We start from the raw sequence: 20,034 nt of genomic DNA on the forward strand, positions 1-20,034 counted from the left end.
TTTACGGGAAGGCACTTTTTTACAAAAGTGCCTTTCTTTTTTGGCGAGACCGTTGAAAAGCAGCTGCCTGCTGCGTTCCACTCGGTCCAATCTCCTCAACATATCCGATCATTCTTGAACAGCCTGGAAAGACGATTGTCGGCGGTCCGCCATGAAATTCATCGACGAGGCAAAAATCTACGTTAAGGCCGGCGACGGCGGCCGGGGCTGCGTCAGCTTCCGCAGGGAGAAGTATGTTCCCCGGGGAGGCCCGGACGGCGGCGAAGGCGGCAAGGGCGGAGATGTAATCCTCGTGCCGACCGGCGCCCTGCAGACGCTCCTGGACCTGAAATACCGCCAGCACCATACGGCCGATCGGGGAGGGCACGGCGGCGGCAACAACCGGACGGGCAGGAACTCCCAGGACATCCGGATCCGCGTTCCCGTCGGCACCCTCGTCAAGGATGCCGAAACGGGCGAACTCCTGGCGGACCTGACAGAGGAGGGCCGGGAATTTGCCGTCGCCCGGGGCGGCATCGGGGGGAAAGGGAACGCCTTCTTCAAGACGTCCACCAACCAGGCGCCGCGATTTGCCCAGGAAGGCATGCCCGGCGAGGAGCGGACGATCCTCCTGGAACTGAAGCTTCTGGCCGACGTTGGGATCGTGGGGCTTCCCAACGTCGGGAAATCCACGTTCATCTCCCGTGTCTCCGCCGCCCGCCCCAAGATCGCCGACTACCCCTTCACGACGCTGGTTCCCAATCTCGGAGTCGTCCGCTACGGCGAGGAGAGATCCTTCGTTGTCGCCGACATCCCGGGCCTGATCCGCGGGGCCTCGGAGGGCCACGGGATGGGTATCCAGTTTCTCCGCCACATCGAGCGGACCGCCGTTCTGCTCCACATCCTGGACATCTCCGGCGAGGCCGCCACATCCGGCTGGGAAAACTACGAAACGGTGAACACCGAACTGGAACAGTTCAATCCTTCTCTCATGGAGAAGCCCCAGGTGGTGGCCGTCAACAAGACGGATCTGACGGACGTCCGGGAGAGGCTGAAAAAAGAAATTGACACCTTTGCCGCGAAAGGGATAAAACTCCATACCTTTTCGGCAGTTACCGGAGAAGGGCTGCCGGCGGTCCTTCATGCCGTGGCGGCGGAACTGGAAAAACAGAGAGAACGGATCCAATGAACACCATGAGGAAAGACGTCCTGGGCTCGGTGAAGCGGGTCGTCGTCAAGGTCGGGTCAGCCGTCGTGACGGGCGAGGACGGCATCGACCGGGACATCATCGAACAGCTTGTCGGCGAGGTGGCCGGGCTGATCGCGAAAGGCTGCCAGGTGGTCATCGTCACCTCCGGCGCCATCGCCTCCGGAAAGCACCGCATGGGGATCACGACCCCCCTGAAGAGCATGCCCCAGAAGCAGGCGGCGGCGGCCATCGGCCAGGGGCGGCTGATGCGGGTCTACTCGAACGCCTTCGGCAGGCACGGCGTCTACGTGGGGCAGGTCCTCCTGACCATGAGCGACCTGACGGACCGCAAGCGGTTCATCAATGTCCGCAACACCCTGACCACCCTGATGGAATGGGGCGTCGTCCCCATCATCAACGAGAACGACACCGTCGCCGTGGACGAGATCAAGTTCGGCGACAACGACTCCCTGGCCGCCATGGTGGCCAACATCGTCGAGGCCCACCTCCTGGTCAACCTGACCAGCACGGAAGGGCTCTACGACCGGAATCCCGCCAAGTCCAAAAAGGCGAAGATCCTCCACCTCGTCGAGGAGATCACCGACGACATCCAGGCGGCGGCGACGGACGAGACCTCCGACGTGGGTACCGGTGGCATGCGGAGCAAGGTCCTGGCTGCCCGGCGGGTCACCGCCTTCGGAATCCCCTACATCATCGCCTCGGGCAAGCGGAAGGGCGTTCTGGCGGGCATCCTGGACGGGGAGGAGATCGGCACCCTGTTCCTGCCCTCCAGCGAGCACCTCAACAGCCGCAAGTACTGGATCGCCTTCACCCTCCGCTCCCGGGGGAAACTCGTCCTCGACGACGGGGCGAAGAAGGCCCTGCTGGAGCAGGGGAAAAGCCTTTTGCCCTCGGGCATCCTGGACGTGGAAGGGGAATTCGGCGTCGGGGACCCGGTGATCTGCGTCGATCAGCAGGGGACGCTGCTGGCCAAAGGCCTGGTAAACTTCAGCGCCCAGGACATCCGGAAGATCATGGGACTCAAGACCTCGAAGATCCAGCAGGTTCTGGGTTACAAGGACTACGACGAGGTCATCCACCGCGACAACATGGCCGTCTCGAAGGAGTCGCGCCGGACGCGGTAGGATCGACGGCTCACGTCAAAAACAAAGGCCGCCATTTCCAGGATGGCGGCCTTCTTTTATCTCCGGATTCCCGTCAGATCAGATTGTTCCATCCAAAGCGCCCGTCGTCCCGTCTCTGGTTTTCCAGCATGCGCCGTTCGATGGCCAGGCGGGTATCCTCGAACTCCCGTGCACCGTCGTCGGCGGGGATGGAGATCGGCTGGTCCCAGCGGATCATGACCCTGCTGAAGGGCTTTGGAACGACCATGCGATCCCAGCTTTTGAGAACCCAGGCCCTGTTGACGGCGATGTAGACGGGGGTCACAGGCACGCCGGAGTGCCTGGCCAGGACGATCAGGCCCGGCTTGATGACGCCCGGGGGTCCCTTCGGGCCGTCGAGCACGTGAACGGCGAAGGGATGGATCTTCAGGTCGTCCACCATGGCGGCCAGGGCTTTCCTTCCGTTATGCGATGAGGAACCCCGGACAGGGCGGAATTTCAGGTGGCTGAACATATCGGCGATCAGATCCCCGTCGCGGCTCCCGCTGATCATGACGGCCGGCCGGTACAGGCCGAACCGGACCGCGTACCCGATGACGGAGATGATCCGCTGGTGCCAGATGGCGGCAAGCACCTTGCCTCCGTTCCGGAGATGTTCCCGGACCGTCTCCTCGTTTTCGGATTCGATCCGGATCGTCAGGAAGTACAGGCGGGCGATCCAGTAGGCGATGACCATCAGGTTGTGCTGCAGGGCGTACCGGGAGAACTTCTTGATGAATGTGGAGCGCGTCCCGGCCCGCGGGGAGCCGCTCCCGCGTTTCCGGTTCTTTTCCCCCCGGAGACCTCCCTCCCCCTTGCCGGGGAAGAAAATCTGCGGATAAAAGGCCATGTCCATTCTTCCTTTGCTTTCCCGGGAACGGGACGGATCAACGCCAGCCGTCATCCGGGAGATCGCAGGTCCATGTCGGCGATTTCTTCCTGCCGCCGCTGCGATAACCGCCGCGGCGGAAACGTGGTGCCTGCCGCTCAGACGCCTCCGCCCAGAACCTTGTAAAGGGTGACCAGGTTGGCGTACCGGGCCAGGCGCAGGGAGATCAGTCCCTGCTGTGCGCCGTAGAGGGAGCGCTGGGCATCGAGAACGCCCAGGTAGCTGTCGATTCCCTTTTCGTACCGGGCATTGGAGAGACGCGAGGCCTCCGCGAGCGCCTCGACCAGCGCCTCCTGGGCCTCGATCTGCTGCTCCACGGTGCCCCGGACGACAAGGGCGTCGGCCGCTTCCCGGAACGCCGTCTGAATGGCTTTCTCGTACTGGGCCACCGCCATTTCCCGGACTACTTTCGTCACCTCGTAGGCCGACCACGTGCGGGCATCAAAGATCGGCAGCACGATCTGCGGCGCGAAGGTCCACGCGGCGGAGCCGGCCCGGAATAGCCCCGACAGCTCGGCGCTGGCCGTGCCGATGGTCGTGGAAAGGGAAATGCGGGGGAAGAACGCCGCCCGGGCGGCGCCGATGTTGGCATGGGCCGCCTTGAGCCGATGCTCCGCCGCCAGCACGTCCGGCCGCTTGAGGAGCGGGTCGGATGACAGGCCGGAGGCGATTTCCGCGGGGGGAGTGATACGGGTCAGCGACTCCGGCAGGAGCCCCGGCGGCAGGGGCGAACCGGCCAGGAGATGGAGGGCGTTTTCATCCTGCGCGACCAGTTGCGTGTACCGGGCGACGCTCCCCCGGGCCGCTTCCACCTGGCTCTGGGCCTGCCGGAGGGTCAGCGCGGAGACCAGTCCCACGTCGTGACGCTTCCGGACCAGGTTGTAGGTGGTCTCCTGCGCCTCCAGGGTCGCGGCGGCCAGTTTCAGGTTCTCCCGGTCCGCCGCCAGGGCGAAGTAGGCGTTGGCTACGGCGGAGACGAGCATGATCTGGGCGCTCCGGCGATCCTGGTCCGTGGCGAGGTACTGTTCCCATGCTTCGTCCTTCAGGCTCTGAAGGCGGCCGAAGAAGTCGATTTCCCAGGCGCTGACGCCGGCGGTGACGCTGTTTTTCCTGGAAATGACATCCGTTCCGGAACTCGAGAGATCGGCCGGGATCCGTTCCCTGTAAACGCTGCCGGTTGCGTTGACCGATGGCAGGAGGGAGGCCCGCTGGACGCCGTAGAGCGCCTCCGCCTTTTCCACGTTCAGGATGGCGAGGCGGAGGTCGCGGTTGTTGGAGAGGGATGTCTCGATGACTTTCCGGAGGCGCTCATCGGTGATGAACTCCCGCCACGGAAGCTCCGAAGCGGCCGGCGCGGGTGCAGCGGCCTTTGTTTCCTTGTAGGCCGCCCCGGCCGGCCAGTCCGCGGGAACGGGAGAGGCGGGCCTGGTGTATTCCGGGGCCAGCGTGCATCCACCGAGGAGTGCTGTCACCACGGCCAAGAGAAGAAAGGTCTTTCTGCTCATATCAGCGATCCTCTGCCGGGCTTGTGTCCTCCGGCTTGACGGTTTCCTCTGTCTTGCTTTTTCCGAAGAGTTTTTCTTTCAGCGCCGGGAGAAATCGGCTTCCGCCGCCGGATCCGGCTTTCTCGATCCTTCCACGCCTGCCGAAGACCCGCTCGACCAGGACATAGAAAAGGGGTGAGAAAATGACCACGAGCACCGTGGCGGTCACCATTCCTCCCAGCACGCCGGTTCCGATGGCGTTTTGCGCCCCCGCGCCGGCACCGGTGGTGATGGCCAGGGGCAGAACTCCGAAGCCGAAGGCCAGCGAGGTCATGACGATCGGGCGGAAGCGGAGCTTCGCTCCCTCCATCGTGGCCTCGATCAGCCCCATGCCCTTTTCCAGTCCTCCCTTGGCGAACTGCACGATCAGGATGGCGTTCTTGGTCGTGAGGCCCAGGGTGGTCAGGAGGCCGATCTGGAAATAGACGTCGTTGTTAAGCCCCCGCATGCTCGAGGCGATGACGCCGCCGATTACACCCAGGGGTAGAACCAGCAGGATCGAAATGGGAATGGTCCAGCTCTCGTACAGCGCCGCCAGGCACAGGAAGATTACGAAGACCGAAAAGGCGTAGAGCAGGGGCGCCTGGGAACTCGACATCCGCTCCTGGTAGGAAAGCCCGGTCCAGTCGTAGCCGATTCCCTTGGGCAGTTTTGCCACCGCCTCTTCCATGGCCTGCATGGCCTCTCCCGAACTGATGTCCTGCTTCGGCTCGCCCCAGATGTTGATGGAGGGAAACCCGTTGAAACGCGACAGCTGGGGAGGACCGGAGGTCCAGCGGCCCGTGGCGAAAGACGAAAAGGGAACCATTTCTCCCCGTGTGTTCCGGACATAGAGTTTCCCCAGGTCGCTGGGCAGCATGCGGTGGGGGGCATCTGCCTGAACGTACACCCGCTTGACCCGGCCGTCCTTGATGAAGTCGTTGGCATAGGCACCGCCGAAGGCCGCCGAGATCGTGCTGTGGATGGAAGAGATGGGAGCACCCATGGCGCCGGCCTTTCCCCAGTCCACGTCGACCCGGTATTCGGGCACGTCCGGGATGCTGTTGGGCCGGACAGAGGTGAGCCTCCTGTCCTCGGCCGTAATCCCGAGAAGCTGGTTCTGCGCCTCGATCAGGGCAGCGTGCCCGAGGCCGCCGCGGTCCAGCAGCTGGAAATCGACACCCCTGGCCATGCCCAGTTCAGACACGGCGGGCGGTGCGAAGATGAACACCATGGCGTTGCGGATGCCTGCGAGGGCGCCCATGGCCCTTCCCGCAACGGCCTTCGCCTTCAGGTCTTTCCGGTCGCGGAGCTCCCAGTCCTTCAGCTTGATGAACACCATGCCGTTGTTCTGAGACCTTCCGGAAAAACCGATCCCGTTGATGCCCATCGTCGAGGCCACCGCCTCCTTCTCGTTTTCCTGGAAATAGCGCTCGATCCGCCTCGTGACCTGCTCGGTCTGCTCCAGCGTGGAGCCCGTCGGCATGATCACCTGGGCAAGGAGGATCCCCTGGTCTTCGTCGGGAAGATAGCCCGTGGGCATCCGGAGGTACAGGAATCCCATGCAGACCACGATCGCCATGAAAATGGCCAGGTAGCGCCGTTTCCGGGTCAGGGACCGGCCGACCAGCTTCGTGTAGAGGTCCCGGACATGGAAGAACCAGCGGTCGAAACGGCGAAAGAAGGGACGGAGGAAGGGAATCGCGTTGTCGCCCGGTTCGTGTCCCGCCTCCACCGGCTTGAGGAGAGACGCGCAGAGCACCGGCGTGAGGATCAGGGCCACCACGACCGACAGGAGCATGGAGGAGATGATGGTCACGGAGAACTGGCGATAAATGATGCCGGTGGAGCCGGGGAAAAAGGCCATGGGGCCGAACACCGCCGAAAGGACGAGTCCGATGCCGATCAGGGCGCTGGTGATCTGCTCCATCGATTTGGCGGTGGCCTCCCGGGGCGAAATGCCTTCCTCGCTCATGATCCGCTCCACGTTCTCCACGACCACGATGGCGTCGTCTACGAGCAGGCCGATGGCCAGTACCATGGCGAACATGGTCAGCATGTTGATGGAGAAACCGAAGAGCCCCAGCACGGCGAACGTTCCCAGGATCACGACGGGCACGGCGATGGTCGGGATCAGGGTGGCCCGCATGTTGCCCAGGAAGAGCCACATGACCAGGAAGACCAGGAAGATCGCCTCGAAGAGGGTCTTCACCACTTCATTGATGGCTACCCGGATGAAGGGGGTGGTGTCGTGGGGATAGACGATCGTGATCCCCGCGGGGAAGAACCGGCTCATCTCCGCCATTTTCGCCCGGACGCCGTTGGCCGTATCCAACGCATTGGCGCCGGCGGCCTGCCGGATGGCGATGCCCGCGGAGGGCTTCCCGTTGAAGGCGCCCGCGATGTCGTAGGCCTCGGTCCCCAGCTCCGTCCGGCCCACGTCCCGGATGCGAACCATGGAGCCGTCCGGGTTGATTCGGATGGGGATGGCGGCGAACTCCTCGGGGGTCTTGAGCATGTTCTGGACGACGATGGAGGCGTTCATGCGCTGGCCCTTCACAGCCGGGGCCCCGCCGAACTGCCCGGCGGAGACCTCGACGTTGTAGGTCTTGAGCGCCGCGACCACCTCCGCCATCGTCAGGCTGTAATCCCGGAGCTTGTTGGGATCGACCCAGACGCGCATGGCGTAGCCGCTGCCGAAGATCTGAACCTCGCCCACGCCGGGCACCCGCGCCAGGACCTTCTCCAGGTTGGAGACGGCGAAGTCTCTCAGGTCGTTGCCGTCCATGCTTCCGTCTTCCGAGATCAGTCCCACGACCATCAGGTAGTTCCGGGTGGACTTGCTGACCTGGACCCCCTGATTCTTGACCACGTCGGGCAGGCTGGACATGGCGAGCTGGAGCTTGTTCTGCACCTGGGCCCAGGCGAGATCCGGGTCGGTTCCCGCCTCGAAGGTCAGCTCAATTCGGGAGGAGCCCGAGGAATCGCTGGTGGCGGACATGTAGAGCAGCTTCTCGAAGCCCGTCATCTTCTGCTCGATGATCTGGGTGACGCTGTTCTCCACGGTCTCCGCCGAGGCCCCGGGATAATAGGCGCTGATGGCGATGGAGGGCGGCGCGATGAGGGGGTACTGGGAGATGGGCAGGTTGTAGATCGCAAGCCCCCCCGCCGCCATGATGATGATGGCGATGACCCATGCAAAGACCGGACGATCCAGGAAGAATTTCGACAGCATCGCCGATCACCGCCCGTTCTTTGCTGCCGGCTGCGTGGTTGTGCCTTTCGCTGCTCCGGTACTTTTTTCTTCCTCGGCGACAAAAGGGACGGCCTTTACGGTGGCGCCGGGCCTTGCCTTCTGCATGCCCTCGACAATCACCTTCTCGCCCGCCGCGAGGCCGGAGACGACGAGCCACTGGCTGCCGATGGCGCGATCCAGCGTGAGTGCGCGCTGCTGAACCTTGCCCTGGTCGTCTACGATCAGCGTCAGGGGATTCCCCTTTGGATCGCGGGACACGGACTGCTGGGGAATCAGGATGGCCTGCTTGTGGACGCCTTCCTGCACCACCGCCCGGACGTACATGCCCGGCAGAAGAACGCCCTTCGGATTGGGAAAGACCGCCCGGAGGGTCACCGAACCGGTCGTTGGATCGACGGTGATGTCGCGGAACGTCAAGATTCCTTCCATAGAATAGACTGTGCCGTCGTCCAGGATGAGCCGCACCCGCTTCTGGCCCGCTCCGTTCTGGTCAAGGCGGCCTGCCTCCGCGCTGCGCCGCAGCCGCAGGAGTTCCGTCGTGGACTGGGGAACGTCCACGTACATGGGGTCCAGCCGCTGAATCACGGCCAGGGGCGCGGGCTGATACGCAGAAACGAGGGCGCCCTCGGTGACGCTCGATCGTCCGATGCGGCCCGAGATGGGCGCCGTGACGGAGGTGTATTTCAGGTTGATCCGGGCGTTTTCGACCGTGGCTTTCCAATACTGGACGTCCGCCTCTGCCTGTTTCAGTGCGGCCGTTGCGTCGTCATAGTCCTGCTTGCTGACCGCCCTGTCGGCCAGCAGTTCCTGTACACGCCCGGCCCTCAACTGGATCGCCGGCAGGTTGGCCTCGGAGCGGGCCAGGGCGGCCCGGGCATTGTCAAACGCAGCCTGATAGGGGGCCGGATCGATCTGGTAGAGAACCTGACCGGCCTTGACATCGGAGCCTTCCGTGAACAGGCGCTTCTGGATGATGCCGCCCACCTGGGGACGCACCTCGGCGACCTTGTCGGCGGATGTCCGACCGGCCAGCTCCGTCGTGGTGGCCACCGCCTGAGGCTGAATGGTAATGACGGCGACCTCCGGCGGTCCGCCTCTCTGCGGTCCCCCTGCCGTCTGCTGTCCGCAGCCGGCAGTGATCAGTATGCACAGGAAAATCACGGCGGCGGCCATACGCCCTGTTCTTTCGAAAATCTGCATGCCACACCTCGATGTCGTTGCCTGCAAGTCGTTCACTGCCCGCTACCGGGCACGGTATTCGCTTCTGAGGAACCTTCCGGAAACATATTCACGGAATGAATGTTCATTCTTCGCACCATGGAAGCGCGGGGAAGATCTCCGCCCGCCCGTGCCTGCTTTTGTTACCTTTTCAACGCGTCCCAGCAGGCCTCTGCGGTTCTTTCGGTCAGGTCTTCGTCCATTTCGATGAATCCGTTGAGCTGATCCTGGATCAGGCCGAACAGGGGACCGAAGGCCAGGGAAAACAAAACCATGATGGGTAGGTCCTTCAGGATCTGCTGTTCGACTCCCTCCTCGAAAAGGTCCCGGATGGGATCCTGTCCTTCCGGCTTGTTCAGGAGCCTGTCCCGGTGCTGGGCCACGCCGTAGGGGGAGTTATGATACTGTTCCATGTATCGGAAATGGAGGGGATTGGCGGCCATGTACCGGAGCAGCACTTTCCACAAATGAAAAAACCGCTCCCGGGCCGGTCTGCCGGTCGGGTGACCCGCCAGGAGGGCTGCCATGATATTCCCTTTCAGCTCATCGAAGAGTTGCCGGATCAGGGCTTCCTTCGTCTCGAAATAGCGGTAGATTGTCCCCGCCCCCACCCCCGCCTTTTCGGCGATCATGGCCATGGGCGCCCCGTGGAAACCGCGCTCGGCGATCAACTCCAGGGCGGCTTCAAGAATTTCGTCTCGTTTGGTGGGTGCTTTCAAACGCCGGGTGCTCCTTGCCGGTGGTGCGGAATGAACGTTCACTCCGTTTAAAGGGGCACGGCTATAAAGTCAAGGTTTTTTTGTCAGGGATTTGAAAAGGAACCCTCAGTGCAGAAGATTTCGACCTCTCCGGCAGCGGCGAGTCTTCACGGTGCCGCCAGCTTCATGCCCAGGGCCCGGGCCTCCTTCATCGTCTTTTCGTCGGCCCGGATCTTCCCGGCCTCCATGGCGCTGCCGTAGACCATACCGACGAGGTCGGCCTCCACGTAGGCATAGGCGTCCTGGAAGGCCCGGAAGGCGTTGACGGCGCCGGAATCGAAGGGGTCTTCCCCACCGTAGGCCATGGCCACGGCGATCCGCTTTCCCCGGAAGGGGTCCTTCCCGTAGGCGGGCAGGGCGAAGCAGCGGTCCATCCAGAGCTTCGTCTGGGCGGTCATGGTGAACCAGTAGACGGGACTGGCGATGACCCAGGCATCGGCGGCCAGAAGCTTGGGGTAGATGGCCTGCATGTCGTCGTCGATGGCGCAGCGCTTCGCGTTCTTCTTCTGGCAGGCCATGCAGCCCCGGCAGGGGGAGATCCGGAGGTCGTGGAGGTACACCGTCTCCACCTTCGCCCCCTTCGACGCGGCCCCCCGGGCGATCTCCCCGGCAAGGATCGCCGTGTTTCCCTTCTTCCGGGGGCTTCCCAGAAGCACCAGCACCTTCTTTCCCGTTTTTTCGGACTTCATCCGGTTTTCTCCCTTTCTTCTGTATTCAGCCTGTTTCCGGGGCGGCCTATTGCCCCGTCTCCCGGCTGCCGGTCCGTCCCGCGGAGGTCATTCCTCCCCGGATGCCGTCCGCTTGCGCAGTTCCCGGCGCAGGATCTTGCCCATGGGATTGCGCGGCAGTCGTTCGACGACGGTCACGCGGAGGGGCCACTTGTGGCGGGAGAGATGATCCCGGCAGTGCCGGAGAAGGGCTTTTTCCTCGACGGTCGCACCCTCCCTGAGCTCCACGTACGCGACGGCCTCTTCCCCGACGACCGGATCGGGCATGCCGACGGCCGCTACGTCCCGGACGGCCGCGTGCCGGTGGAGGACCTCTTCGATGTCGCGAGGGTAGATGTTGAAGCCTCCGCGGATGATCAGGTCTTTCTTCCGCTCCACGATGTAAAGGTAGCCGTCCCCGTCCATCCGCGCCATGTCTCCCGTGTACAGCCAGCCCTCCTGGAAGGTCCGGGCGGTTTCTTCGGGAAGATTCAGGTAACCGGCCGCGACGCTGGGACCCCGGACGATCAGCTCCCCCACCTCTCCGGCGGCGACGTCTTGATCCCGGTCGTCGACGATCCTCACTTCCACGGAGGGGATCGGCTGGCCGACGGAGTCCGGCTTGACGGGGCGGCCCTGGTAGTTGGTGCTGACCGCCGGCGCTGCCTCCGAGAGCCCGTAGGCGGGATACACGGTGCAGCGGAAGGTCTCCTCGAAGCGCCGGAGCGCCGGGAGGGGAAAGGGGGCCGATCCGGCGAGGCACTTTCTCAGCGACGAGAGGTCGTACTTCGCCGCCTCCGGGCTGCCCAGCATCATCATGAACATGGCCGGAACCCCAGGGAAATCGGTCACCCGGTGCCTCTCGATCAGGGCGAAGGCCTCCTCCGCATGAAATCGCCGCATCAGGACGTGGAGATTCCCGTATTGATAGGCCTTGTTCATGGTCGTGATCCCGAAGGAGTGGGACAGGGGCAGGGCCACGAGCGTCACATCCGACGCCTTCGTTCCGTGGGCACGGGCCGCATTGACCGCGTTGGCATACAGATTGGCGTGGGTCAGCATCACGCCTTTGGGGTTCCACGTCGTCCCGGCCGTGTAGAGAATGACGGCAAGGTCCGTCTCCCGGAGGTCCGGCTTTCCGTCGTTTTCCGGGTCCGCCGCGGCGAGGGATCGGAAGGAGATCGCTCCGGGTGGAGGGGTGTCACCGGTGAGGATGCGGTGTTTCAGGGAGCCGGCGGAGTTAACAAGCGCCTTGTGCACGTTCAGGATTTCCGGGCTCGTGATGAGGCCTTTGGCTGCGCAGTCCTTCAGGATGTGCCCCAGTTCCGTCGCCCCGACGGACGGGATGACGGGGACGATGACGGCGCCGCACCGCAGGATTCCCTGGTAGCCGATGATGACCTCGGGGCAGTTGGGAAGAAGCACCGCCACCCGGTCGCCCCTGCCGATGCCGAGCCTTTTCAGGCCGGAGGCCAGCCGGTTGGCATCCCGGAGAATTCCCGCGCTGGTGAAGGTTTCTTCCTCGAAGACCAGGAAGGGGTATTCGCCGAAACGGCTGAGATTGTCGTCTGCAAGTGTGACGAGGTTCATGTTCCTTGATTTCTCCGGTCTTTGCAAATCGTGGCCGCCGCTCATGTTTTCTTCAGCCGGTCATAGACCTTGCAGGCGTCCTTGATTCCCAGGGTGCAGGCCATTCGGGCGTCCTCCATGGATTTCGCCGCTTCCCCCTTGCGATAGTAGCAGCGGCCCCGGTTGTAATAAGCCCAGCCGTTATTCGGCCTGAGCTCGATGGCCTTCGTGAGGGAGACGATGGCCTCGTCGTTCCGGTTGTTTCTGCTGTGGATCCAGCCGAGCCAGTTGTGGGCGTCGGCGTTTCGGGGATTCAGAGCCACCGCCCGGTTGAGATCCTCCACGGCGCGCACTTCCTGGTTCTGTCTCGCCAGGGTCCGTCCCCGCAGGTAATGGGCCTTGTCATTCGTCGGATCCGCATCGATGGCCCGGCTGAAGGCGGCGACGGCCTTATCCAGCCGGTTCTGCTTCAGGTGCATCAGGCCCTCCTGGATGGGTTCCGCGACGGCGGGCCGGACGGCGATGAGGGGGGTGTCGCCGGGGAGGGAGGGTTTGCCGGTGACGGGGATGTCGCCGGTGACGGGCATGCGGCCGGACCGCTCCGCTCCGGGCGTTTCCATGACGAGGGGGTGTATTTTCCCCTGATTGTCCTCATAGGAAGCAGTCAGGATTTTCCAGGCACCGCGCTGTTTTGTCAGGGTCGCCTGTGCCTTGACGGTGCCTTTCGTCCCCTCCACGAGGAAGGTCATGGTGGCCCGTCCCTGCTGTCCGGACGTGCTGATGCTGACGGGGAACCAGGGCTTCACCTCCCGGACCTCTCCCACCACCTCCCGGATCTGCGGATTCTGTTTCAGGTAGGTCTCGCAGAGCCGGAAGGGATCCGACTCGCGGATAAAATCATAGGCTGCGGAGATGACCAGGATGATCCCGATGATGAGGAGGAACGGCAGCGCTCTCCATCCCCCGCCCTTGGGCTTGACCGGCTCGTAGGAACCGGGCGGTTTCGGCGGCGGCGGAGGAGGGGACGGAGACGGAGACGGCTGGGAGCGCGCGCCGGTGGAAGGTTGCTCTTTCCTTTTCCTGAAGATTTTCATCGTTTTCATGGCCGGCACCTCCTTGCTTTGCGGGGGAGGACTCAGAGCAGAAAGTCGGGGCGGACCCGGTCCCGCCCGTCAAACCGGATTCCCTCCTGCTCCAGCAGATCCCTTTTCAGGGCCGGGCCGCCGCCGAAGCCGCCCAGGCTGCCGTCGGAGCGGACGACCCGGTGGCAGGGGATGGCAAGGGGGAAGGGATTGGAGGCCATCACGGAGCCGACGGCCCGGGCCGCTCCGGAATGGCCCGCGGCGGCCGCCAGGGACCCGTAGGTCCTCACCCTTCCCCGGGGTATCCGTCCCGTTTCCAGGAGGACCCGGCGCCGGAAGGGAACCAGAGAATCCATCTCCAGTTCCTCGATTGGGACGAGGGCGGCCTCCCCGCAGAGGAGGCGGTGGAGGACCTTTTCCATTTTCCCGTTCGACCCGTCCTTCGATGGCAGCGCCCCGGGGAAGTCCAGGATGATCCGACGGGACAGCTCGTGGCGGCGGGTGGGGAGGTAGATGCGGACGATGCTGCCCGATCCGCCGGTCCCCCGGACCACCGCTGCGAAGCCCAGATCCGAGGGCAGCAGGTGATACCGCCGGATCTTCGCCGTTTCTCCGTGTGATCCGTTTGCCTCCTTCATGGAACCCTCCCGGAGCGGTCACATCATGTGTTCAACGAGGATCTGGACGCCGATGCCGATCAGGATCAGCCCGCCCAGCAACTCCACCTTCCGGCCGAAAAGGGACGCCAGCCGGCGTCCGGCCAGCATGCCCGCCATGGTCATGACGAAGGCGACAACGCCGATGACGACGCTCGGATACAGGATGGGCGTCTTGAGCAGGGCCATGGTCATCCCCACCGCCAGGGCGTCGATGCTGGTGGCCACCGAGAGCATCAGGAGCGTCCAGCCCCGCGTCGGGTCTTCCCGGTTTCCGCCCGTCTTTCCGTCCCCGGCGAGGGATTCATGGATCATCCTGACGCCCACGAAGAGCAGGAGCCCGAAGGCCACCCAGTGGTCGTACTCGGAGATGCGCTCGACGACGGTGCTTCCCGCCAGCCAGCCGAGGAGCGGCATGAAAAACTGGAAGGCCCCGAAGGAAACGGAAAGCCGGAGAACGGGGCCGGGGGAAACGCGTCCCCGGACGGCACCGATGCCGATGGCCACGGAGAAAGCGTCCATGCCGAGCCCCACGGCGATGATCAGGATGGAAAGAAAACTCATGAACCGGCCGGGCCGCCCGGCGATTCCCGGAAGAAGGCGGCGATCCTCTCTGCGGTTTTCTTACCAATCCCGCCGGCCTTTTGCAAGGTCGGGACGTCGGCCTTGCGAACGGCGGCCGCGGAGCCCAGTGCCTTAAGCAGGGCCTCGCGGCGCCCGGGGCCGACGCCGGGGATCTTGTCCAAGGCGGAGGTAAGATCGTTTTTTGCCTTCCGTTGATGGAGGTAGGCCTGGGCGAAACGGTGGGCCTCGTCGCGGACCTGCTGAAGAAGGTGCAGGAGCGGCGGCCAGCGGGACGGGTCGAGGGCGTCCTTGCGTCCGGGAAGAAATACCCGGTCTCCCCGGGGCTCCCTGCCTCCGGGCGGGTGCTCCCGGGATTCCTTGGCCAGGGCGACCACCTCCACGTCCTTCACACCTGTGTCGCGGAGGGCCGACAGGGCCACCCGCAGGTGTCCCTTTCCACCGTCCACAACGATCAGGTCGGGCGGCTCTTCGCTTCCCGAGAGGCGGCGCCGGAGAACCTCGTACATCATCCCGTAGTCGTCAATGCCCTCCACCGTCCGGACCCGGTAGCGGCGATACCGTCCCCGGTCGGGCCGCCCCTCCCGGAAGGCGACCTTGGAGCCGACGGCGACTTCCGCCCCGAGGCTGGCGATGTCGAAGCACTCGATCCGCTCCGGGATCCTGTTCAGGGACAGCTTTTCCGCCGCGAGTTCCAGAGCCCGCCGCGGATCCGACCCGGGAGCGCGCGCAACCTGGAGGGCATTCCGGACGGCCATCTCCACCAGCTTTCGCGGCTCCCCCCGCCGGGGAACGGAAAGCGCGACCCTTCGTCCGCTCCGGTCGCTCAGCCATTCGGCGACGACCTCCCGGTCCGGGATGTCGACGGGCAGGAGGATTTCCGGTGGAATGAGGACTTCACCGTCGTAGTAGCGCTTCAGAAGGGCCGAGAGGATCTCCTCCCGGTCGAGGGCGAGTCGGATCGGAGGAAAAAGAAGCTGCCCCGTGACCTTGCCCTTGCGGACGAAGAGAACGCAGGCCCGGGTCAGATGTTCTTCCCCGTGGATGCCGAAGACGTCCCGGTCGCGATGCGTCATGGAAAGGACGTGCTGCTTCTCCAGGACCCGCTCGATCGCCCCGATGCGGTCGCGGAGCAGGGCCGCCTCCTCGAACCGGAGGGCCTCCGCGGCTTTTTCCATCCGGCGGCGGAGGTCCCCCAGGAGGACCCGCTCCCGCCCCTCGAGGAAGGCCAGGCTGTCCGACACGAGGGCGGCGTAGGGACCCGCCTCGATGAGGCCCGTGCAGGGGGCGGAGCAGCGGCGGATCTGGTACTCCAGGCAGGGCCTGCGCCGGCCGCGGAAGTCCGTGTCCCGGCAGGTCCGGAGAGGGAACAGGCCATGGAGGAAGGAGAGGGTCTCCCGGGCCGAGGCGCTCGACGGGAAGGGGCCGAAATAGCGGGCGCCGTCCTTCCGCGGGCGCCGCACGAGCTGGTAGCGCGGGAATGGCTCCCGCATGTCGAGGCGGATGTGGAAGTAGGCCTTGTCGTCCCGGAAATCGACGTTGTAGCGGGGGCGGTGCTCCTTGATGAGGGTGTTTTCGAGGAGGAGGGCTTCCTTTTCCGTCGCCGTGACGATGAACTCCACGTCTTCGAGGCGGCCGACGAGGAAGGGGATCATGAACCGCCCGTCCGTTCCGCCGGCGTAACTCTTGAGGCGGCTGCGGAGATCCTTGGCCTTGCCGACGTAGAGAACCTCTCCCTCGCGGCCCTTCATCAGGTAGACGCCGGGTCCCCGGGGGGCGCTGTCCACGATGGCGTCGAGGGCGGACCGGTCCACGGCTATTCCCCCAGGCGCCGTACGGCGCGCAGAACCTGGAGCGACTTGATCTCCCGTCCCAGAAGGTGCCGGATGAAGCGGGCCGTCAACGCCCGGCTTTCTTCCGCCGCCTGGCGGGTGAAGCCGATCCGTCCGATCCGTTCGAGCTCCACGTCCTTTCCCAGGAGAAGGGTTTTCAGGGTTCCCGCCGTAACGGTTACGGCGTCGGGGTCTTCGGTCCCGCAGGCCCCGCACCGGACTCCGCCCTGCCGTGGATCGAAACGCCAGGTCCCGTTGCCTGCCTCGCACCGGCAGGCGGTGCACCGGTCCAGGACGGGCTCGAACCCGGCGGCCTTCAGGAGGCGGATCTCGAAAAACCGGAGATGATCCTCCGTCAGGGCGGGCTCCCGGTCGAGCAGGTGAAGGAAATCCCGGACGAGGCCGTAGAGAGAATCATTCGGCTTCCCTTCCACGGAGAAATGGTCGGCGAGATCGACGACGCAGGACGCGAGAAGCGTCTTTTCCAGGTCCCCCCGGAGGGCCTCGTGGTGGTCCACGGGCTCGCTCATCTCGATCAGGGCGAGGGAGTCCCGGGAGCGGCGGGAGAAGAGGATCCGGACCCGCGAGAAGGGCTCCAGGGCGTTGGCGAATCGTTTCCGGCTCTTCCGGGCCCCCTTGGCGATTCCCCGGACCTTGCCGAAGTCTTCGGTCAGGAAGGTGACGATGCGGTCCGAGTCCCCGTAGTCCAGCGTCCGGAGGACGAAGGCCTCGGCCTTAAGGGGCGTTCTCGAGCTCACGGTATACGACCTGACCTCCCACGATGGTCATCACCGCCCGGCCCTTCATGGGCATGTCCTGGAACGGCGTGTTCCGGCTCCGGGAGCGGAAAGAGCCGCTGTCCACCGTCCAGAAACGGTTCAGGTCCAGCACGGTGATGTCCGCGTCGGACCCGGGCTTCAGGGTGCCTCCGGGGACGCGGAGGATCTGCGCCGGCCGGACGCTCATCCGGACAACCAGTTCCGGCAGCGAGAGGATTCCCTTGTGGACCAGCTTCAGGGTGAGGCCCAGGGACGTCTCGAGGCCCACCATGCCGAAGGCTGCCAGGTCGAACTCGACGGCCTTGTCGGTGAGGGCGTGGGGGGCGTGGTCGCTGGCGACGGCGTCGATGGTCCCGTCCCGCAGGGCCTCGCGGACCGCTTCCATGTCGGCGGTGGAGCGGAGCGGCGGGTTGACCTTCAGGTTCGTATCGTAGTCCTTGAGGGCCTCGTCGGTGAGGGTGAAGTAGTGGGGGGCCGTCTCCGCCGTCACGGTGACGCCCCGCGCCTTGGCCTCGCGGATGAGGCGGACGGACCCGGCGGTGGTGACGTGGCAGATGTGGACGGACGCGCGGGTGTACTCGGCCAGCAGGATGTCCCGCGCGATCATGGTCTCCTCCGCCGCCGCGGGGATTCCCCGGAGCCCGAGCTCCGTCGAGACGAGGCTCTCGTTCATCACACCGCCCGCCGACAGGGTCGGATCCTCGCTGTGGGACAGGACGGGCATGTCCAGGGAATGGGCGTATTCCAGGGCGCGGCGCATGACGGTGCCGTTCGTGACCGGACGGCCGTCGTCGGAGAAAGCTGCCGCTCCGGCCTCCTTCAGGTCCCAGAATTCCGAAAGGATCTTTCCCTCCAGGTTCCGGGTGATCGACGCCACCGGATAGACGCGGGCCTTTCCGCAGGCCGCGGCCTTGCGGAGGATGAACTCCGTCACGGAGCGGTTGTCGTTGACGGGATCGGTGTTGGCCATGCAGGCCACGGCGGTGAAGCCGCCCGCCACGGCGGCCTCGCAGCCCGTCGCTATGGTTTCTTTGTATTCGAAGCCGGGTTCCCGGAGGTGGACGTGCATGTCGATGAGCCCGGGGACCACCACGAGTCCTTTCATGTCCAGGACGGTCGCGCCGCTGTCGGCTTTCCTGTTTTTGCCGGCGGGGGAGGGGATGTTCCGGGCGATCCGGGCCACCTTGCCGTTCCGGATGAGGATATCCAGGGGGCCGTCGATGTCCTGGGAGGGATCGACGAGCCGGCCGTTTTTGAGGAGAAGGGTCATTGTTTTCCCCCTGTCAGGAGGTAGAGGAGGGCCATCCGCACGGCCACCCCGTTGGTTACCTGTTCCAGGATCACCGACGACGGGCCGTCGGCGATCTCCGGGGCGATTTCCACCCCCCGGTTGATGGGTCCGGGGTGCATGACCAGGACGTCCGGGCCGGCCAGGTCGAGGTGCCGCCGGCTCAGGCAGTAGTGCTGGGCGTATTCCCGGAGGGAGGGGAAGAAGTTCTGCTGCTGCCGCTCCAGCTGGATGCGCAGCATCATGATCACGTCCACCCCCGAGACGGCCTCCTCGAGGGACGTCCGGACCTCCACGCCCATGCCCTCGATGTCCCGGGGCATCATCGTGGCGGGTCCGGCTACCGTCACCTGCGCTCCCATTTTCTGGAGGCCGTAGATGTTGGAGCGGGCCACCCGGCTGTGGGCGATGTCCCCGACAATAGCCACCTTCAGGCCCGTTATGGTGCCTTTCTTCGCTCGGATCGTCATGAGGTCCAGGAGTGCCTGGGTCGGATGCTCGTTGGACCCGTCGCCGGCGTTGATGACGGACTGCCGCACCATCCGGGCCAGCATGTGAGGCGCCCCGGAGGCACTGTGCCGGATCACGATCACATCGGGATTCATGGCCTCCAGGTTCTTCGCCGTGTCGATCAGGGTTTCCCCCTTCACGACGCTGCTCGTGGAGGCGGAGATGTTGATGGTGTCGGCGCTCAATCGCTTCCCGGCGATCTCAAAGGATGTCCGGGTGCGCGTGCTGGCCTCGTAAAAGAGGTTGATGATCGTCTTGCCGCGCAGCGTCGGCACTTTTTTGATCTCCCGGGAGGACACCTCCACGAAGGACTCCGCCGTGTCGAGGATGATCGCGATCTCCTCGACCGGAAGGTCCTTGATGCCCAGGATATCTTTTTTCTGCAGGATCATAAGCGGGCCTCGCTTGGTCTGTCTGGTATGTCCGCCGGTGTTGTGGCCGGTTCCATGCTCATTCCTGGCCGGGCTCGATGACGACTTCATCGACGCCGTTTTTTTCCGTCAGGTGCACGCTCACATCCTCCCAGAGAGAAGAAGGGAGGTTTTTGCCGACGAAGTCGGCCCGGATGGGGAGTTCCCGGTGCCCCCGGTCGATCAGGACGGCCAGCTGGATGAGCTTCGGCCGGCCGAAGTCGATCAGGGCGTCCATGGCCGCCCGGATGGTCCGCCCGGTGAACAGGACGTCGTCCACCAGGACGATCTTCCGGCCGTCCAGGGAGAAGGGAATGTCTGTCTTGCCCAGCCGGGGCTTCCGGTTGGAGGTCAGGAGGTCGTCCCGGTAGAGGGTGATGTCGACGATGCCCATGGGTACCCTGGCCTTCTCGATCTGCTCGATCTTGATCTGCAGCCGCTGGGCGAGATAGATCCCTCCCGTCCGGATGCCGATCAGGACCAGGTCTTCGATTCCCTTGTTCTTCTCCAGGATTTCATAGGCGATCCGGGTGAGGGAACGGTCGATGCCTTCCGCATTGATGACCACTTTTTTCTTTTCCATGCGACGGGTTACCCCCCTTGGCAAAAAAAAACCTTCCCGGGGATCGGGAAGGCGTCACGTC

At 64.5% G+C, this 20,034-nt stretch carries 17 protein-coding genes; 2 read left to right on the forward strand and 15 right to left on the reverse strand.

Translation table 11 applies throughout. The annotated features are described in order from the left end of the window. Window positions 1–151 precede the first annotated feature (151 nt). Window positions 152–1,168: a GTPase ObgE gene (gene obgE / locus HPY65_02455; GenBank protein NPU83323.1), complete on the forward strand. Its 1,017-nt coding sequence runs from the start codon at window positions 152–154 to the stop codon at window positions 1,166–1,168. Between the two features lie 5 nt (window positions 1,169–1,173). After that, window positions 1,174–2,313, forward strand: coding sequence for a glutamate 5-kinase (gene proB / locus HPY65_02460; GenBank protein ID NPU83324.1), 1,140 nt, complete (start codon window positions 1,174–1,176; stop codon window positions 2,311–2,313). A 73-nt stretch (window positions 2,314–2,386) separates the two neighbouring features. Here proB and HPY65_02465 read toward each other — a convergent pair whose 3' ends face one another. The 15 genes from HPY65_02465 to pyrR form a co-directional block, all read right to left on the reverse strand. Continuing rightward, window positions 2,387–3,181, reverse strand: coding sequence for a lysophospholipid acyltransferase family protein (locus HPY65_02465; GenBank protein ID NPU83325.1), 795 nt, complete (start codon window positions 3,179–3,181; stop codon window positions 2,387–2,389). Between the two features lie 137 nt (window positions 3,182–3,318). Continuing rightward, window positions 3,319–4,725, reverse strand: a complete 1,407-nt coding sequence (locus HPY65_02470; protein ID NPU83326.1) for an efflux transporter outer membrane subunit — start codon at window positions 4,723–4,725, stop codon at window positions 3,319–3,321. A gap of 1 nt (window position 4,726) precedes the next feature. Then, entirely contained in the window at window positions 4,727–7,975 is a 3,249-nt protein-coding gene (locus tag HPY65_02475) for an efflux RND transporter permease subunit (GenBank protein ID NPU83327.1), read from the reverse strand. 9 nt (window positions 7,976–7,984) lie between these two features. Then, window positions 7,985–9,199: an efflux RND transporter periplasmic adaptor subunit gene (locus HPY65_02480; protein NPU83328.1), complete on the reverse strand. Its 1,215-nt coding sequence runs from the start codon at window positions 9,197–9,199 to the stop codon at window positions 7,985–7,987. Between the two features lie 161 nt (window positions 9,200–9,360). Further along, window positions 9,361–9,936, reverse strand: coding sequence for a TetR/AcrR family transcriptional regulator (locus HPY65_02485; protein ID NPU83329.1), 576 nt, complete (start codon window positions 9,934–9,936; stop codon window positions 9,361–9,363). A 146-nt stretch (window positions 9,937–10,082) separates the two neighbouring features. Continuing rightward, entirely contained in the window at window positions 10,083–10,664 is a 582-nt protein-coding gene (locus tag HPY65_02490) for a flavodoxin family protein (GenBank protein ID NPU83330.1), read from the reverse strand. 87 nt (window positions 10,665–10,751) lie between these two features. Further along, complete coding sequence (locus tag HPY65_02495; protein NPU83331.1) at window positions 10,752–12,272, reverse strand: long-chain fatty acid--CoA ligase; 1,521 nt, start codon at window positions 12,270–12,272, stop codon at window positions 10,752–10,754. A 41-nt stretch (window positions 12,273–12,313) separates the two neighbouring features. After that, window positions 12,314–13,354, reverse strand: a complete 1,041-nt coding sequence (locus HPY65_02500; GenBank protein NPU83332.1) for a tetratricopeptide repeat protein — start codon at window positions 13,352–13,354, stop codon at window positions 12,314–12,316. Window positions 13,355–13,386: 32 nt separating this feature from the next. Then, the gene (locus HPY65_02505; protein ID NPU83333.1) at window positions 13,387–13,971 is read right to left on the reverse strand and encodes a methylated-DNA--[protein]-cysteine S-methyltransferase; all 585 of its coding nucleotides are present in this window, start codon (window positions 13,969–13,971) and stop codon (window positions 13,387–13,389) included. A gap of 18 nt (window positions 13,972–13,989) precedes the next feature. Next, the gene (locus HPY65_02510) at window positions 13,990–14,553 is read right to left on the reverse strand and encodes a manganese efflux pump (protein ID NPU83334.1); all 564 of its coding nucleotides are present in this window, start codon (window positions 14,551–14,553) and stop codon (window positions 13,990–13,992) included. Next, entirely contained in the window at window positions 14,550–16,385 is a 1,836-nt protein-coding gene (gene uvrC, locus HPY65_02515; GenBank protein ID NPU83335.1) for an excinuclease ABC subunit UvrC, read from the reverse strand. Before uvrC ends, HPY65_02510 begins: the two co-directional genes overlap by 4 nt. Before the next feature lie 2 nt (window positions 16,386–16,387). Next, a complete protein-coding gene (gene recO, locus HPY65_02520) occupies window positions 16,388–17,161 on the reverse strand; it encodes a DNA repair protein RecO (GenBank protein ID NPU83336.1) in 774 nt (257 codons plus the stop codon). Continuing rightward, complete coding sequence (locus tag HPY65_02525) at window positions 17,139–18,452, reverse strand: dihydroorotase (protein NPU83337.1); 1,314 nt, start codon at window positions 18,450–18,452, stop codon at window positions 17,139–17,141. Before HPY65_02525 ends, recO begins: the two co-directional genes overlap by 23 nt. Next, complete coding sequence (locus HPY65_02530; GenBank protein NPU83338.1) at window positions 18,449–19,372, reverse strand: aspartate carbamoyltransferase catalytic subunit; 924 nt, start codon at window positions 19,370–19,372, stop codon at window positions 18,449–18,451. The genes HPY65_02525 and HPY65_02530 overlap by 4 nt, the downstream gene beginning before the upstream one ends. 58 nt (window positions 19,373–19,430) lie before the next feature. Further along, on the reverse strand, window positions 19,431–19,973 hold the full coding sequence (gene pyrR, locus HPY65_02535) for a bifunctional pyr operon transcriptional regulator/uracil phosphoribosyltransferase PyrR (GenBank protein ID NPU83339.1): 543 nt from the start codon (window positions 19,971–19,973) through the stop codon (window positions 19,431–19,433). Window positions 19,974–20,034 lie beyond the last annotated feature (61 nt).

The organism is Syntrophaceae bacterium (assembly GCA_013177825.1).
Lineage (GTDB): Bacteria > Desulfobacterota > Syntrophia > Syntrophales > PHBD01 > PHBD01.

Bases quoted from the DNA above. Each gene is read 5' to 3' on its own strand.
- HPY65_02530 (NPU83338.1), bottom strand. From the start codon at position 19,372: ATGATCCTGCAGAAAAAAGATATCCTGGGCATCAAGGACCTTCCGGTC.
- HPY65_02500 (NPU83332.1), bottom strand. From the start codon at position 13,354: ATGAAAACGATGAAAATCTTCAGGAAAAGGAAAGAGCAACCTTCCACC.
- HPY65_02465 (NPU83325.1), bottom strand. From the start codon at position 3,181: ATGGCCTTTTATCCGCAGATTTTCTTCCCCGGCAAGGGGGAGGGAGGT.
- obgE (NPU83323.1), top strand. From the start codon at position 152: ATGAAATTCATCGACGAGGCAAAAATCTACGTTAAGGCCGGCGACGGC.
- HPY65_02470 (NPU83326.1), bottom strand. From the start codon at position 4,725: ATGAGCAGAAAGACCTTTCTTCTCTTGGCCGTGGTGACAGCACTCCTC.
- HPY65_02490 (NPU83330.1), bottom strand. From the start codon at position 10,664: ATGAAGTCCGAAAAAACGGGAAAGAAGGTGCTGGTGCTTCTGGGAAGC.
- HPY65_02525 (NPU83337.1), bottom strand. From the start codon at position 18,452: ATGACCCTTCTCCTCAAAAACGGCCGGCTCGTCGATCCCTCCCAGGAC.
- HPY65_02510 (NPU83334.1), bottom strand. From the start codon at position 14,553: ATGAGTTTTCTTTCCATCCTGATCATCGCCGTGGGGCTCGGCATGGAC.
- proB (NPU83324.1), top strand. From the start codon at position 1,174: ATGAGGAAAGACGTCCTGGGCTCGGTGAAGCGGGTCGTCGTCAAGGTC.
- HPY65_02505 (NPU83333.1), bottom strand. From the start codon at position 13,971: ATGAAGGAGGCAAACGGATCACACGGAGAAACGGCGAAGATCCGGCGG.
- HPY65_02480 (NPU83328.1), bottom strand. From the start codon at position 9,199: ATGCAGATTTTCGAAAGAACAGGGCGTATGGCCGCCGCCGTGATTTTC.
- pyrR (NPU83339.1), bottom strand. From the start codon at position 19,973: ATGGAAAAGAAAAAAGTGGTCATCAATGCGGAAGGCATCGACCGTTCC.
- HPY65_02495 (NPU83331.1), bottom strand. From the start codon at position 12,272: ATGAACCTCGTCACACTTGCAGACGACAATCTCAGCCGTTTCGGCGAA.